General features: G+C 64.5%; 17 protein-coding genes and 1 pseudogene. 11 read left to right on the top strand and 7 right to left on the bottom strand.

Translation table 11 applies throughout. The features are described from left to right. The 5 genes and pseudogenes from R3280_RS06025 to R3280_RS06045 all read left to right on the top strand — a co-directional run. A pseudogene (locus R3280_RS06025) lies at window positions 1–866 on the top strand (PrkA family serine protein kinase); the annotation flags it as partial. A gap of 66 nt (window positions 867–932) precedes the next feature. Next, window positions 933–2222: a YeaH/YhbH family protein gene (locus tag R3280_RS06030; RefSeq protein ID WP_318997726.1), complete on the top strand. Its 1290-nt coding sequence runs from the start codon at window positions 933–935 to the stop codon at window positions 2220–2222. Then, window positions 2219–3766 carry a SpoVR family protein gene (locus R3280_RS06035; RefSeq protein ID WP_318997683.1) on the top strand — a complete coding sequence of 516 codons (1548 nt, stop codon included), beginning with the start codon at window positions 2219–2221 and terminating at the stop codon, window positions 3764–3766. Before R3280_RS06030 ends, R3280_RS06035 begins: the two co-directional genes overlap by 4 nt. A 48-nt stretch (window positions 3767–3814) precedes the next feature. Then, window positions 3815–4549 (top strand): DUF72 domain-containing protein, encoded by a 735-nt coding sequence (locus R3280_RS06040; RefSeq protein ID WP_318997684.1) that lies wholly within the window; start codon window positions 3815–3817, stop codon window positions 4547–4549. After that, the gene (locus R3280_RS06045) at window positions 4546–5055 is read left to right on the top strand and encodes a DUF5615 family PIN-like protein (RefSeq protein WP_318997685.1); all 510 of its coding nucleotides are present in this window, start codon (window positions 4546–4548) and stop codon (window positions 5053–5055) included. Before R3280_RS06040 ends, R3280_RS06045 begins: the two co-directional genes overlap by 4 nt. Here the strand turns inward: R3280_RS06045 and R3280_RS06050 are convergent. The 4 genes from R3280_RS06050 to R3280_RS06065 form a co-directional block, all read right to left on the bottom strand. Beyond that, window positions 5038–5517, bottom strand: a complete 480-nt coding sequence (locus R3280_RS06050; RefSeq protein ID WP_318997727.1) for a nuclear transport factor 2 family protein — start codon at window positions 5515–5517, stop codon at window positions 5038–5040. The genes R3280_RS06045 and R3280_RS06050 overlap by 18 nt on opposite strands. Window positions 5518–5559: 42 nt before the next feature. Continuing rightward, entirely contained in the window at window positions 5560–5922 is a 363-nt protein-coding gene (locus tag R3280_RS06055) for a DUF488 domain-containing protein (protein ID WP_318997686.1), read from the bottom strand. A 211-nt stretch (window positions 5923–6133) separates the two neighbouring features. After that, a complete protein-coding gene (locus R3280_RS06060; protein ID WP_318997687.1) occupies window positions 6134–6856 on the bottom strand; it encodes an LrgB family protein in 723 nt (240 codons plus the stop codon). Further along, entirely contained in the window at window positions 6849–7217 is a 369-nt protein-coding gene (locus R3280_RS06065; protein ID WP_318997688.1) for a CidA/LrgA family protein, read from the bottom strand. The genes R3280_RS06060 and R3280_RS06065 overlap by 8 nt, the downstream gene beginning before the upstream one ends. Window positions 7218–7399: 182 nt before the next feature. Here R3280_RS06065 and R3280_RS06070 point away from each other — a divergent pair, with 182 nt between their 5' ends. After that, window positions 7400–7924, top strand: a complete 525-nt coding sequence (locus tag R3280_RS06070) for a hypothetical protein (RefSeq protein ID WP_318997689.1) — start codon at window positions 7400–7402, stop codon at window positions 7922–7924. On the opposite strand, the gene R3280_RS06075 is transcribed toward R3280_RS06070, so the two are convergent. Together R3280_RS06075 and R3280_RS06080 are read right to left on the bottom strand one after the other, a co-directional pair. Next, complete coding sequence (locus tag R3280_RS06075) at window positions 7921–8379, bottom strand: EVE domain-containing protein (protein ID WP_318997690.1); 459 nt, start codon at window positions 8377–8379, stop codon at window positions 7921–7923. The two genes, R3280_RS06070 and R3280_RS06075, sit on opposite strands and share 4 nt — an antisense overlap. Before the next feature lie 42 nt (window positions 8380–8421). Continuing rightward, on the bottom strand, window positions 8422–9114 hold the full coding sequence (locus R3280_RS06080; RefSeq protein WP_318997691.1) for a Crp/Fnr family transcriptional regulator: 693 nt from the start codon (window positions 9112–9114) through the stop codon (window positions 8422–8424). A gap of 105 nt (window positions 9115–9219) precedes the next feature. Between R3280_RS06080 and R3280_RS06085 the strand changes: the two genes are divergently transcribed. From R3280_RS06085 to R3280_RS06100, 4 genes are all read left to right on the top strand, one after another. Then, on the top strand, window positions 9220–9990 hold the full coding sequence (locus R3280_RS06085; RefSeq protein WP_318997692.1) for a class II aldolase/adducin family protein: 771 nt from the start codon (window positions 9220–9222) through the stop codon (window positions 9988–9990). Window positions 9991–10004: 14 nt separating this feature from the next. After that, a complete protein-coding gene (locus R3280_RS06090; protein ID WP_318997693.1) occupies window positions 10005–10595 on the top strand; it encodes an HD domain-containing protein in 591 nt (196 codons plus the stop codon). Between the two features lie 51 nt (window positions 10596–10646). Continuing rightward, complete coding sequence (locus R3280_RS06095; RefSeq protein WP_318997694.1) at window positions 10647–12023, top strand: GntP family permease; 1377 nt, start codon at window positions 10647–10649, stop codon at window positions 12021–12023. Window positions 12024–12155: 132 nt separating this feature from the next. Next, complete coding sequence (locus tag R3280_RS06100; protein ID WP_318997695.1) at window positions 12156–13610, top strand: wax ester/triacylglycerol synthase family O-acyltransferase; 1455 nt, start codon at window positions 12156–12158, stop codon at window positions 13608–13610. Between the two features lie 9 nt (window positions 13611–13619). Here R3280_RS06100 and R3280_RS06105 read toward each other — a convergent pair whose 3' ends face one another. Further along, window positions 13620–14249: a TetR family transcriptional regulator gene (locus R3280_RS06105; RefSeq protein WP_318997696.1), complete on the bottom strand. Its 630-nt coding sequence runs from the start codon at window positions 14247–14249 to the stop codon at window positions 13620–13622. A gap of 291 nt (window positions 14250–14540) precedes the next feature. On the opposite strand from R3280_RS06105, the gene R3280_RS06110 reads away from it, so the two are divergent. After that, complete coding sequence (locus R3280_RS06110) at window positions 14541–15644, top strand: ferredoxin reductase (protein WP_318997697.1); 1104 nt, start codon at window positions 14541–14543, stop codon at window positions 15642–15644. Window positions 15645–15652 lie beyond the last annotated feature (8 nt).

Below are 15652 nucleotides of genomic sequence, written 5' to 3' on the forward strand. Positions count from 1 at the left end.
CCCCGGACACCCTGAGCATGCTGGCCCAGTTCACCGTGCTCTCGCGCCTTAAAGAGCCGGAAAACTCCAGCATCTACTCCAAGATGAAGGTGTACGACGGACAGAACATCAAGGACACCGATCCCAAGGCCAAATCGATCCAGGAGTACCGGGATGCCGCCGGGGTCAACGAAGGCATGGAGGGCCTGTCCACCCGCTTTGCCTTCAAGATCCTGTCCAAGGTGTTCAACTTCGACACCACCGAGATCGCCGCCAACCCGGTGCACCTGCTCTATGTGCTGGAGAAGCAGATCGAGCAGGAACAGTTCCAGCCCGAGGTGCAGGAGCGCTACCTGCGCTTCATCAAGGAGTTCCTGGCGCCGCACTACGTGGAGTTCATCGGCAAGGAGATCCAGACCGCCTACCTGGAGAGCTACAGCGAGTACGGCCAGAACCTGTTCGACCGCTACGTGACCTACGCCGACTTCTGGATCCAGGACCAGGAATACCGGGACCCGGAGACCGGCGAGATTCTCGACCGCGGCGCCATCAACGACGAGCTGGAGAAGATCGAGAAGCCGGCGGGCATCAGCAACCCCAAGGATTTCCGCAACGAGGTGGTCAACTTTGTGCTGCGGGCGCGGGCCAACAACCAGGGCCGTAACCCGTCCTGGCTGAGCTACGAGAAGCTGCGCAGCGTGATCGAGAAGAAGATGTTCTCCAACACCGAGGACCTGTTGCCGGTCATCTCCTTCAATCCCAAGGCCAGCAACGAGGACCAGAAGAAGCACAAGCAGTTCGTCGAACGGATGGTGGACCGGGGCTATACCGAGAAACAGGTCCGGCTCCTGGCGGAGTGGTACCTGCGGGTCCGCAAGTCCCATTAGGAGTTCGCGCCGGGCCCGCCCGACGGGTCCGGTGGTCCGTTGCTGAACCGGAGCAGAATTATGGGTATGACCCACATTGTCGATCGACGCCTGAACGGCAAGAACAAGAGCGCGGTGAACCGGGAACGGTTCCTGCGCCGCTACCGCCATCACATCAAGAAGGCGGTGGCCGACGCGGTGCAGCGGCGCTCCATCACCGACATCGAGCGCGGTGAGAGTGTCAGCATCCCGTCCCGGGACATCGAGGAGCCCATTTTCCACCACGGCCAGGGCGGCAACCGGGAAATGGTCCACCCCGGCAACAAGGAGTTTGTCACCGGCGACACCCTGCCCAAACCCCCCAGTGGGGGTGGCGGTGGACAGGGGGACGGTCAGGCCAGTCCCGACGGCGAGGGCATGGACGAATTCGCCTTCCAGATCACCCAGGACGAATTCCTCGATTTCCTGTTCGATGACCTGGAGCTGCCCAACCTGGCCCGCAAGAAGCTCAAGGACACCGAGGCCTTCAAGTACGTGCGCTCGGGCTTCAGCACCCAGGGCGTGCCCGCCAAGCTGGATGTGGTGCGCTCCCTGCGGGGCGCCCATGCCCGCCGGCTCAGTCTCGGCGGGGCCCGCAAACGCAAGTTGCGGGAGCTGGAGGAGCAGCTGGCGGCGCTGAAGTCGGCACCGGACGACCTGGACGCGGCCTTCAGCCACAAGGACCAGATCGCGGTGCTGGAAGTGGAGATCGCGCGGCTGAAATCCAACATCCGCCGCATTCCCTTTATCGACGAGATCGACCTGCGCTACCGCCAGCACCTCAAGCAGCCGCAACCGGCCACCAGCGCGGTGATGTTCTGCCTGATGGACGTGTCCGGTTCCATGACCCAGCTCCACAAGGACATCGCCAAGCGCTTCTTCATCCTGCTCTACCTGTTCCTGAAGAAGAACTACAAGCGCATCGATGTGGTCTTCATCCGCCATCACACCAGCGCCAAGGAAGTGGACGAGGAGGAATTCTTCTACTCCCGGGAAACCGGCGGCACCATCGTCTCCAGCGCCCTGAAGCTGATGCACAAGATCATCGAGTCCCGCTATTCCCCGTCTGAGTGGAACATCTACGCCGCCCAGGCCTCCGATGGCGACAACTGGAACGACGACTCGCCGGTGTGCGGCAAGATCCTGGCGGACCAGATCCTGCCCCTGGTGCAGTACTACGCCTACGTGGAGATCACCCCCCAGGACCACCAGATGCTCTGGTACGAGTACGAGAAGATCATGGCGGAGAACCCCAACAGCTTTGCCATGCAACAGATTGCGGACCCGGGCCAGATCTATCCGGTCTTCCGCCAGTTGTTCGAGAGGAAAGCGGCATGACCGATACCATGGACAAGCCCAACGCCAAGACCGTGGAGCCCATCTCCACCACCTCGGAATGGACCTTCGAGCTGATCCAGCGGTACGACGACGAGATCGCCAAGTGCGCCGCCGAATTCGGCCTGGACACCTACCCCAACCAGATCGAGGTGATCAGCGCCGAGCAGATGATGGACGCCTACAGTTCGGTGGGCATGCCGGTGGGCTATCACCACTGGTCCTTCGGCAAGCAGTTCCTGAGCACCTCCCGGGGCTACCAGCGCGGCCAGATGGGCCTGGCCTACGAGATCGTGATCAATTCCGACCCCTGCATCGCCTACCTGATGGAGGAGAACACCCTGCCCATGCAGGCGCTGGTGATCGCCCACGCCTCCTACGGCCACAACTCCTTCTTCAAGGGCAACTACCTGTTCCGCACCTGGACCGACGCCAGCGCCATCATCGACTACCTGGTATTCGCCCGGAACTATGTGGCCGAATGCGAGGAGCGCCACGGTGTCGATGCCGTCGAACAGACCCTGGACTCCTGCCACGCCCTGATGAACTACGGCGTCGACCGCTACAAGCGCCCGGCGCCCATCTCCGCTGCCGAGGAGCAACGCCGCCAGAAGGATCGCGAGGAATACCAGCAGCGCCGTCTCAACGATCTCTGGCGCACCATTCCCAAGATGGGCGAGGACGACGAGTCCAAGGCGCGGCGCAAGGCCCGCTATCCCAGGGAGCCCCAGGAGAACCTGCTCTACTTCATCGAGAAGAACGCGCCCCTGCTGGAGACCTGGCAGCGGGAGCTGATCCGCATCGTGCGCAAGCTGGCGCAGTACTTCTACCCCCAGCGCCAGACCCAGGTGATGAACGAGGGCTGGGCCAGTTTCTGGCACTACACCCTGCTGCACCGCATGTACGAGAAGGGCCTGGTGACCGACGGCTTCATGCTGGAGTTCCTCCAGAGCCACACCGCGGTGGTCTACCAGCCGCCGTTCAACAGCCCCTGGTATTCGGGCATCAACCCCTACACCCTGGGCTTCTCGATCTTCTCCGACCTGCGTCGGATCTGCGAGAACCCCACCGCCGAGGACCGCCAATGGTTCCCGGACATCGCCGGCAGCGACTGGGTGGAGACCCTGCATTTCGCCATGAAGAACTTCAAGGACGAGAGCTTCATCCAGCAGTTCCTCTCCCCCAAGGTGATGCGGGACCTGAAGCTGTTCGCCATCGCCGATGACGAGGATGAGGACGTCTACCGCATCACCGCCATCCACGACGAACCCGGTTACCGGCTGCTGCGGGAGAAGCTGGCGCGCCAGTACAACCTGAGCTTCCGCGAACCCAACCTGCAGGTCTGGAACGTGGACCTGAGGGGCGACCGCTCCCTCACCCTGCGCCATATCCCGGTTGACGGCATTCCCATGGGCCAGGCCACCGAGGAGGTGCTGCGTCACGTGCACCGGCTCTGGGGCTTCGACGTGCACCTGGAAAGCGTGGACGAGGACACGGTCGTGGACGAATTCCACTGCCCGCCGCGGGATCTGGCGGAGTCCCGCTGACCGGCAGCGGCAGGCAAGCCATCGACAGGGACAGACACGGAGGCCATTGTGGCAACCGGCACAGGTTCACTGCGCATCGGTACCTCGGGGTACCAGTACGATCACTGGCAGAAACGCTTCTACCCCGAGGATGTGCCCAAAAAAGACTGGTTCGATTTCTACGCCGCACGCTTTGACAGCGTCGAGATCAACAACACCTTCTACAGCCTGCCCCAGGCGGACACCTTTGAGCGCTGGCGCGGGGCCGCGCCGGAAGGCTTCCAGTACAGCCTCAAGTTCAGCCGCTACGGCAGCCACATCAAGAAACTCAAGGACCCGGACCAGACCATCGCCACCTTCCTGGAGGTGGCCCGGGAGCTGGGCCCCAGCCTGGGTCCGATCCTGGTGCAGCTGCCACCACGATGGCGGCCCGACCCGGACCGGCTGGATGCGTTTTTAAGGCAAGCGCCCCGCCGCCACCGCTGGGTCATCGAGGTACGGGACCCGGCCTGGCTGAAGGAGGACATCTACGCGGTGCTGCGGCAGCACTCCGCCGCCCTGTGCATCCACGACATGATCAAGGGTCACCCCGCCGAGCTCACCGCCGACTGGACCTACCTGCGCTTTCACGGCAGGCAGTATCGCGGCAGCTACAGCCCGCAATACCTGAGCGCCCGGGCCGACTGGATTGCCGGCCAGCTCAGGGACGGCCGTGACGTGTACGTCTATTTCAACAACGATGAGGACGCCCACGCCCCCCACAACGCCCGCGACCTGAAGCGCTATGTGGACCGTCGCCTGTGACCCTGGTGGAGGGCGCTTTCTGCCCGCTGGAAACCCCGCGCTTCATGTGCGATGAAATGCTCCAGGGCCTGGGGGAATGGCTGCGGGTGGCCGGCTACGACACCCTGCAGGCCCGCAACGGCAGCCCGGATCGGGATGTCCTGGCACGGGCGGTGGAAGACGACCGCTGGCTGGTCACCTGCGACCGGGAACTGCTCCTGCACCGGGACGGCCCCATCCATGTCATCCTGCTCACCAGCGACGGCCAGGAGGCCAACATCCGGGAGCTGACCCGGCGCCTGGACCTGGACTGGCTGCACCGACCCTTCTGCCGCTGCAAACGCTGCAACACCCTGCTGGAAACCGGCCCGCTACCTGACCAGCCCGCCCCGGATGACCGGCCTGACCAGCAGGTCTACCACTGCCCCGAGTGCCGCCAGACCTACTGGGTGGGCGGCCATGTCCGGCGCATGAATCATACGCTCCAGCGCTTCAACCGGTGGCGGCGCTCAGAGGCCCAGCTCTGACAGCCCTGGATGATCGTCCGGCCGCCGGCCCTGGGGCCAGCGGAACTTGCGGTCACTCTCGGCAATGGGCAGATCGTTGATACTGGCATAGCGCTTGGCCATCAGGCCCTGCTCGTCGAACTCCCAGTTCTCGTTGCCGTAGGAGCGGTACCACTGGCCGCTGTCGTCGTGCCATTCGTAGGCGAAGCGCACCGCGATGCGGTTGTCCCGGAAGGCCCAGACTTCCTTGATCAACCGGTACTCCAGCTCCCGCTGCCATTTGCGGGTGAGGAACTCCACGATCTGCTCCCGGCCCCGGGGAAACTCCGCCCGGTTGCGCCACTGGCTGTCCGGCGTATAGGCCATGGAGACCTTGACCGGATCCCGGCTGTTCCAGGCGTCCTCAGCCATGCGGGCTTTCCGGGCGGCGGTTTCGGCGGTGAAGGGTGGCAGGGGTGGGCGTGAGGGACTGTCCATGTACATCTCCAACAATGGGCAAAGGCGCCGCAGGCGCCGGCTCAGCAATCAGACCTCATTATTGTTGAGAAACTCCGCCAGCGCGACCGCGTTGTTGCGGTCGGTTTCCTTGGCGCTGAACAGCAGGGTCACCCGGTCGCGCGCCTCCAGACATTCCTTGAGCCGGGCCAGGTCCTCGGGGTCTTCATCCTTCAGCTCCTGGCGGTAGCGGTCGCGGAACTCGGGCCAGCGGTCCGGGTCGTGGCCGTACCATTTGCGCAGCTCGGTGGAGGGCGCCAGGTCCTTGAACCAGTGGTCGAGCCCGGCTTTTTCCTTGCTCAGGCCCCGGGGCCAGACCCGGTCCACCAGCACCCGCAGGCCGTCGGAGCGGGCGGGGTCGTCGTAGACACGCTTGAGTCGGATATCGGTCATGCTGCCTCCTGCATCGATTCGGTGACTTACAGAAGACTGTGGGTGCTACTCGGGAGTCTACAAGGTTATGCGAAACATATGAGGGAGGGCGCGAGCGAGCGGGCAGGTCTTTCCAAAACACGCTGTTAATACGTCCCTGTACGCTCGGCCTCCGCCATCCATGGCTCCGGACGGTTTTGGAAAGACCTGCCCGCTCCCTCTCACATATGCGTCAAAACAGCAGGTCCACCAGCCAGGGCACGATAATGGCGGTGGCGAAAGCCGACAGCGCCATGGCCAGGCCGGAGAAGGCGCCCATCTGGCCGCTGACCTGGAAGGCCCGGGCGGTGCCGATGCCGTGGGCGGCAACGCCAATGGCAATGCCCTTGACGCTGTCGTCGCGAATGCGCAGCAGCTCGAACAGCTTGGTGCCCAGCACCGCCCCCAGGATGCCCGTGGCCACGGTGAGCACCGCGGTCAGCGACGGCAGCCCGCCGATCTTCTCGGAGATGCCCATGGCCACCGGCGCGGTGGCGGACTTGGGCGCCAGCGACATCTGCACCTCGGTGGAGCCCCCCAGCAGCCAGGCCAGGCCGATGGAGCTGGCGCCGGCGATGGTGACGCCGCACAGCAGCGCCACGGTGACCGGGATCCACAGGGCCTTGAGCCGGGAGAACTGCTGGTAGAGCGGCACCGCCAGCGCGACAGTGGCCGGGCCCAGCAGGAAGTGGACGAACTGGCCGCCCTCGAAGTAATCGCTGTAGGCGGTGTCGGTGGCCAGCAGCAGACCAATCAGCATCGCCACCGAGGTGACCACCGGGTTGAGCAGCGGGTTGGAGCCGGATTTGAGGTAGAGCCGGTGGGCCAGGCCGTAGGCCACCAGAGTGACGGTCAGCCCCAGCAGCGGCGAGGTGGAGAGGTAGACCCAGATATCGGTGAGGCTACGGTCATTCATCCGAGGCCACCTTCTTGCCCAGCGCACGGCCGGTGAGCTGCATGATGCCGGCGGTGGCGGCCATGGTCAGCACCGTGCTGAGTAACAGGGTAATGAGGATGGGCAGCCACTCGTCGGCGATGCGGCCGAAGTGCACCATCATGCCCACCCCCGCCGGCACGAACAGCAGAGACAAGTGACTCAGCAGACCGGTGGCGGCGCTGTCCACCGATTCGTCCACCCGGCCGCGCAGCATCAGTGTTACGAACAGCATCACCATGCCCAGAACCGGCCCGGGGACAGGCAGCCCCAGGAACCGTACCGTGATTTCGCCCACCAGCTGATAGATCAACAGAATGGTGATGCCGTTGAGAAATGCCATAGCCCGACTCCCCTGCCTACTGCCACTGACTGTTCAACCGATGCTAACGCCCGGCACGGGCCGCCGATACCCGACTTTTAGACGGCGTTCACCGTTTGTCGGAGCCAAGGTGGTTAACCTTTCCGGTTACACCGCCCGATCCACCCGTAACCCCATGCACCCGGAAAAGGAAGCCCGTAGCCATGCCCAGCGTCCGCACCAAGCCACTGCTGCCCTCAATCGCCCTCTCCGTCCTTTCGCTTACCGGCACGCTTGCGCTCTCCGGCTGTGCCGGTGGCCTGGTGACCGGCACCACCTACGGCGCCGCCGGTACCGCCGCTACCGCCCTGCACCTGGAGCGCCAGGCCCTCAGGGAGGATCTGCAGGAGGACTACCAGCAGTACCGGGAGCTGTTCCAGGATTCCCGCTGTGCGCCGGACCAGTACGAAATCAGTCCGGAGATTCTGGAGTACGTGCGGGAAAGCGCCCCCACTGAACGCGGCTACGCCCAAGCCCAGGACCTGCTGCTGGAGATCTACCGGGACACCACCCTGCAACGGGACATTCGGGCCCACGCGCTCTACCTGGCGGCGCTGGCAGAGGCCCAGCGGGAAGGCGGCTCCCTGGTCCAGGCCAGGGAATACCTGCAAGCCGTAAAAACCCAGTTCCCCGGCAGCCACGACTGCGCCGTCAACAAACTGCTGAAAGAGGGCCACCGGATCGATTAGCCGGCCATGCGCTGGATCACGTCCCACTGGTGGTCGGTGACCGGCATCACCGACAGCCGGCTGCCCTTGCGCACCAGGGGCAATTCCGACAGCCCCGGTTCCGCCTTGAGATGGGCCAGCGGAATCAGGCTGGACAGGGTGCGCTCGTACACCAGATCCACCGCCTGCCAGCGCGGCGCCTCCGGGTCACTCTTAGGGTCGTGGTAGGGCGAGTCCGGGTCGAACTGGCTGGGGTCGGTGTAGGCCTCCCGCGCCACCCGCACCACCCCGGCGATGCCGATGTTCCGACAGCTGGAATGATAGATCAGCACCCTGTCCCCCACCGCCATCTGGCGCAGGAAATTGCGGGCCTGGTAGTTGCGCACTCCGGCCCAGGGACTGGCTTTGTCCTGCTGCAGCTCGAAATCCTCAATGCCGCATTCGTCCGGTTCGCTCTTCACCAGCCAGTAGGCCATGGCACGCTTCCTCGTTTTGTTGGTCGCAGGGCAAGACGCCCCTCAGTCCAGGCCCTCAAGGTAGGCCGCCAGGGCCGGCGGATCGGTGATGGTGACCTGGCCGTAGGCCGAGGCCAGCAGGCCCTGGCCCTGAAAACCCTTCAGCACGCCGTGCACCCCCTGCCGGGTCATGCCCATCATGCTGGCAATGTGCTCGCGGGTCAGCCGCAGGGTCACCGGATGGCCTGGCACCTCGCCCTCCGACTGCATCTGGCTGAGGAAAAGCAGCCGCCGCCCCACCCGGGCCTCGATACCCCGCAGGGCATCCTCCTCGATCAGGGACATGGCACTCCAGAGCCGGCGGCTCACCAGGTCCAGCGCTACCGGATAGACCTCCGGATAGCGGGCCATAAGCTGCCGGAAGCCCTCCCCGGGCAATTCGACGACCGTGGCCGCCTCGTGGGCAGTTGCGCCGAACACCCGGGGCATGCCAGGGGAGAATACGGTATCGCCGAACCAGGCACCGGGTTCGAAGATCACCAGGATGGCTTCCCGCCCGGCGCTGTTCACCGAGCTGATCCGCACTGAGCCCTCGGCGATTACGGAGAGGGTGGACTGCATCACCCCCTTGCCGTAGATGGGTTCATCGGCACGGAAGCCGCGAACCCGGGCAAGCCCGGCCGCCGCCTCGATGCCGGCGGCGGGAAAGGGTCGGAACAGCGGGCACTGCCGGAGCACGGCTTTGATATCGGTCATCACTTAATTGTAAACCAGTTGACAGTGTTCGCCAGAGTCCAGGGCCTACACTCGTGCTATCCGGTCATGAACCGACAACAACAAACGCAATCCGGGAGGCCCCGCATGTCATCTCAACTCGCTATTCCCTCCAAGAAAGACAGCGTCAGCGCCGAAGAATGGCAGCTGCGTGTTGACCTGGCCGCCGCCTACCGGCTGATCGCCCTGCACGGCTGGGACGATTTGATCTTCACCCATGTGTCCGCTCGCATTCCCGGTGACGAGCACCATTTTCTGATCAACCCCTACGGTATGATGTTCGAGGAAATCACCGCCTCCAGCCTGGTGCGCATCGATCAGGAGGGCAACAAGATCAACCCGGACGACTTCGACATCAATCCGGCCGGCTTCACCATCCACAGCGCCATCCATGATGTTCGCGACGATGCCGTCTGCGTGATGCATACCCACACCACCGCCGGTGTCGCGGTGTCGGCCCAGCAGGAAGGCCTGCTGGCGCTTTCGCAGCAGAGTCTGTTTCCGCTGGCGAGCCTGGCCTACCACGACTACGAGGGCGTGGCGCTGCGGGAAGATGAGAAGGCGCGCCTGCAGAGAGACCTCGGGAATGCCAGCTTCATGATCCTGCGCAATCATGGTCTGCTCACCGTGGGCGGCAGCATCCCGGACGCCTTCCTGGGCATGTTCATCCTGCAGCGGGCCTGTGAGATCCAGATCGGTGCGCTGGCCGGCAACCGGCCACTGACGCCGATCCCCGATGGCATCGTCGACACCATCAAACAGCAGGCGGCACAGGTGACCCGCGGCATGGGCGGCAACCTGGCCTGGCCCGGCCTGTTGCGCAAGCTCGACCGCATCGACGCCAGCTTCCGCCAATAACCCGAGGAAACCCCATGACCGCAACCACCCAGCCCAAAGCCGGCTTCAGCCACATGAAGGACGGCAGTGCCCAGGACTGGCAGACCATCGCCGGCTGCTTTGGCGAGTTTGCCAAGGGCCTTCCGGACCGGATCCTGAGCCACCTCAAACTGCTTGAGGGCGACTTCGGCGGTTTTCCGGTGGACCGGCTGACCCACTGCCTGCAGACTGCCACCCTGGCCCACCGGGACGGCAAGGACGAGGAGTACGTGGTCTGCGCCCTGCTGCATGACATCGGCGACACCCTGGGCACCTACAACCACGCCGACGTGGCGGCGGTGCTGCTGCAGCCTTTCGTGAGGGAAGAGAACCACTGGATGATCAAGCATCACGCCATCTTCCAGGGCTATTATTTCTTCCACTACCTGGGCATGGACCGCAACATGCGGGAGCAGTACCAGGACCATCCCCACTACAGGCACACCCTGGAGTTCGTCAGCAAGTACGACTCGCCGGCGTTCGACGCGGAGGCAGAAACCCTGCCCCTGGACTACTTTGAACCCATGCTCCGGCGGGTTTTGGCCAAACCCAGGCAGTCCCTCTACAAAGCGGCAATGAACGAGTAAACGGTCGGGCCCGGCGGGGCCCGCCACCATAAACAAACAAGGTTCCGATCAATGATTGCAAACATTGGCCTGCTGGCAGGCCTGGCCCTGCTTATTGTCATGGCGCTGCGGGGCGTCAACATTCTGGTGGCGGCACTGCTGGCCAGCCTTGTGGTGGCCATCAGTAACGACATGGGCTTCTCCACTGCCCTGCTGCAGCATTTTCCGTTCGGCCCGCTGGGGGCTTTCAGTTTTGCCGGCAAGTTCTTCGTGCTGTTTCTCACCGGCGCCATCTTCGGCAAGATGATGGCCGCCAGCGGCGCCGCCGGCTCCATTGCCAGCTCGGTCACCCAGTGGTTGGGCGCGAAGCACACCATCCTGGTAACCATGCTGGTCTGCGCCCTGCTCACCTACGGCGGGGTGGTGGTGTTCGTGGTGATCTTCACCATGTACCCCCTCGGCGTGGCGCTGATGCGGGAGGCCAACCTGCCCAAGCGGCTGTTCTGCGGCGCCACGGCCCTGGGGGCCGGCACCTTCACCATGACCGCCCTGCCGGGCACCCCCTCCATCCATAACGTCATTGCCGCCTCGGCATTGAACACCAGCCTGTTCGCCGGCGCCCTGATCGGCATCGTGGCGGCGGTGGTGATGTTCGTTCTGGGCATGGTCTACCTGGAGCGGGAATGGAAGAAGGCCAAACTGGCCGGCGAGGGCTACCAGTCCAACAGTCAGGACCTGAACATGGAGAAGCTGGCGCCGGCCCTGGAGCACGGCCCGAGCTGGCGTCTCAGCGTCCTGCCACTGGCGGTGGTACTGGGCACCATCATCCTGCCGAGGCTGCTGCTGGCCACCGGTGCGGTAACCGCCGACACCGCCCTGATCGGGCCGCTGGTGGCCTTCGCCGACCGTGAACCCATCATCTGGCCCAGCTTTGCCCTGGTGCTGGGCTCGGCCAGCTGTGTGCTGCTGTTTGCCGGTTTTCGCAGCAAAGCCATGGCCAGCCTGGGCAGCGGCGCCGACGATGCCATCATGCCGCTGCTGAATACCGCCGCGGTGATCGGCTTCGGCGGCGTGGTGACCCAGACCGCGGGTTTTGGCGCCTTCGCCCAGTGGGTGCTGGAACTGCCGCTGCCTCCGCTGCTGTCGGTGTTTGCGTCGGTGAGCGTGGTATCAGCCATCGTGGGGTCCGGCTCCGGCGGCCTGCAGATCTTCATGCAGACCTTTGCCGAGAAGTATCTCAGCCTGGGCGTGGAGCCCGAGGTGTTGCACCGTATTGCCACTCTGGGGGCCGGCGGCCTGGATTCACTGCCCCACTGTGGCGCAGTCATTGCCATGCTGACCATCATGGGCCTGAAGCACCGGGAGGCTTACAAGGACATCTTCGTGGTGACCGTGGCCATTCCGGTGATCGCCACCCTGGTGGCCATAGCCGTGGTAGTGGTGGCCTGAGGCCATTGGCCCCGTCTGCCCGGAACCCTCAGGGCTCGTGTAGCGTCTGACTTCCTGCGTATAATTGCAGACTGCAATTTAACAAGAACGGCCCGGGCGGCGAAACGCGCCGGGCGGCGATAAGGACGATTCATGAAACGCCTGGGAACACTGGACGCCTCCTGGCTGGCAGTAGAGTCTGAAGACACCCCCATGCATGTGGGCAACATGCAGATCTTCTCACTGCCGGAGAATGCCCCCGAGACCTTCCTGCGGGACCTGCTGGACCGGATGAAGGCAGACTTCGAGATTGCGCCGCCCTGGTGCTATCGCCTGGTCCGGCCCGGCACCCTGGGCCGCCTGCTGGCGCCGGCCTGGAAGGTGGACCAGAAAATCGACCTGGATTACCACGTGCGCCACTCTGCCCTGCCGCGACCGGGCAGCGAGCGTGAGCTGGGTATCCTGGTGTCCCGGCTGCACTCCAATCCGCTGGATTTCTCCCGGCCGCTTTGGGAGTGTCATGTGATCGAGGGCCTGGAGAATAACCGCTTCGCCCTCTACACCAAGATGCACCATTCCATGATCGACGGCATCAGCGGTGTGCGGCTGATGCAGCGGGTGCTGAGCCACGACCCCACCGAGACCAACATGCTGCCGCCCTGGTCGATCCGGCCGCAGAGCACCCGGGGCAGCAAGACCGACCGGGAGGCCAGCATCACCGGCGCTTTCTCCCAGGCCATGGAGGCGCTGCGGATCCAGGCCGACCTGGCGCCGCGCCTGATGGGCGCCATGACCCGGCTGGTGCAGTCGGCCCGTCATCCCAATGATGACCTGACAGCGCCCTTTTCCGGACCCCGCTCGGTACTGAACAAGCGTGTCACCGGCCAGCGCCGTTTCGCCACCCAGCACTATCAGCTTGACCGCCTCAAGACCCTGGCCAGGCTGACCGATGCCAGCCTCAACGACATCGTGCTCTACCTCAGCGGCACCGCCCTGCGCCGCTTCCTGATCGAGCAGAACAACCTGCCGGACAGCCCCCTGACCGCGGGCATCCCGGTCAACATCCGGCCCGCCGACGACGAAGGCACAGGTACCGCCATCAGCTTCATGATTGCCTCCCTGGCCACCGACGAAGCCAACCCGATGGTACGGCTGGCGCAGATCAAGCAGTCCACCCAGCGCGCCAAGGAGCACCTGCAGACCCTGCCCCGCAGCGCCCTGAACCAGTACACCATGCTGCTGATGTCGCCCTACATCCTGCAACTGATGACGGGCCTGGGCGGCCGCATGCGGCCGGTGTTCAACGTCACGATCTCCAATGTGCCGGGCCCGGAACATACCCTCTACTACGAGGGCGCCAAGCTGGAGGCCATGTACCCGGTGTCGCTGATTGCCCATGGCGGGGCGCTGAACATTACCTGCCTGAGCTACGACGGTGCGCTGAACTTCGGCTTTACCGGCTGCCGCGATACCCTGCCCAGCATGCAGCGGCTGGCGGTGTACACCGGTGAGGCCCTGGACGAGCTGGAGAAGCTGGTGCTGCCGAAGAAGCCGGCGGCGAAAAGCCGGGCGAAAGCTCCGGTCCGGCGCACGGCCAACAAGAAATAGCCGGGCCCCCTACTGGCTCTGGCTCTTCCAGTGCGCGGCGCCGACAAAGATCAGCTGCAGGAAACGGGTGGTGCGGGTCCTGACCTGGGCCACCTGGTAGTCGTCGTCCGGTGAGATCCCCAGCAGATCGGTAAGACTGAAGGCCACTGTGCGCACCACGAGATCGCAGGTCAGGTCCAGGTCGTGGTCGCTGAGGTGATCCACCAGGCGCATGCGGCGCAGGTCGTTGGCCAGTTCACTGGCGAAGAAACGCATCTCGCTGCGGATGCCTTCCTGCACCGCCCGGCTCTCCCCCGCCAGGCCCTGGGCCATGAAAAAGAAGAAGCTGCGATTGGCCTGCACGTGGCTGATGAATATCGCCACCGACTCCTCCATCAGTTTGTCCGCCTGCAGCACATGGCCGCGGGCCTCCCGCATCATCCGCCGTAACACCAGCCCCAGCTCATCCACCAGCTGCAGCCCCAGGTCGTCCATGCTGCGGAAGTGGCGGTAGAAGGAAGTGGGCACCACGCCCGCTTCGCGGGTGACCTCACGGATACCCAGGCTGGCAAAGTGCCGGCCACGTCCCACCAGGGCCAGGGCGGCCGCCATCAGTTTCTCCCGGGTCTCACCTGGCTTGCGCCGTTTTCGCTCAGTCATAACCGCTCTCTGTGATCCTTGCCGACGACCGTACCGCTTCCACGGCGGGCCAGGGTAAAACAAGTGTACACAATTTCCGACGGCCCGGACCAGCGCCCGTGTCATTTCAGGCCAAACCCGCGCGCCAAGCACGCCATAACAGGGTCCTGAGCGCCCAGACAGTCCAAAACCCCGTCAATTCAGGCTCTTGGTGAACACCGCTGCCACACTGATTGCTGTTGACAGCCACCGGGACCCGTGTGTACATTCGTTCACAACTAGTGAACACTTGTACACATGGGGAGAGAAACCATGCTGTCGAGATTGGAAAACACGCCCGCCCTGCGCTGGCTGGGCAAGCAACTGTTCAACCGGGACGATCCGTCGGCCTTCTTCGACCCGCTGCTGGCGGCGGTCAATCCCATGTGGGTGCGCCAGTACGTGCCGGCCCGTGTGGTTGCCCTGCGGGATGAAACCGCCGACACCCGCACCTTCGTCCTGGCACCGGCCCGGCGCTGGGGCGGCTTTGTTGCCGGCCAGCATGTCAGCGTGGGAGTGGAGATCGACGGCGTTCGCCACCAGCGGACCTTCAGCCTGTCCAGCAGCCCGCGCCAGTGGCGCCGGGACGGCACCGTCACCCTGACCATCAAGCGGTTCCCCGGCGGCCTGGTGACCAACTGGATGCACGATCACCTGGAAGCCGGCTCCGTCATCGGCCTGGGGGAGGCCTTCGGAGATTTCCGGCTGCCGGACAACCCGCAGCCACTGCTCTACATCGCCGGCGGCAGCGGTATCACGCCGGTGTTGAGCCAGCTCGAGACCCTGGCCGCGGAAGGCTATGACGCGCCGGTCACCCTGCTCTACTACGTGCGCAGCCAGGCCGATGTGATCGGTGCCGACACGCTTTATGCCCTGCGCCAGAACTGGCCGGCCCTGGACCTGCGGGTGATCCACACCGAGCAGGGCGAGCGGCCGGAGCTGCTCCATGCCGGTCATCTCAAGCCGATCGCCCAGCTGGCGGAGCGCCAGTGCTATCTGTGTGGTCCCAAAGGCCTGATGGATCTGGCCACCGGCCTGCTGCAGGACGCCGGCATTACTGAAGACCAGCTCCACAGCACCTTCTTCTCGGTGCCCAAGGCCGCCCTGGCGGGCGACGACCTGGGGGGCGAAGTCAGCTTCAGCCGCAGCCAGACCGGTGTCCATTCCAGTGGCGACACGCCGCTGCTGGAGATTGCCGAGGCCGCCAGGCTGTCGCCCCGTTATGGCTGCCGCATGGGAATCTGCCATCAATGTGCCTGCAGGAAAACCAGCGGCACCGTGGTCAATCGCCTCACCGGCAAGGCCTCCGGCCCCGGCGAGGAAACCATTCAACTCTGCATTTCCGTGCCTCAGGGCCCGGTCACGATCGACCTGTGAGGAGGAGA

Origin of the sequence: Marinobacter sp., assembly GCF_033722195.1 — a bacterium.
Lineage (GTDB): Bacteria > Pseudomonadota > Gammaproteobacteria > Pseudomonadales > Oleiphilaceae > Marinobacter.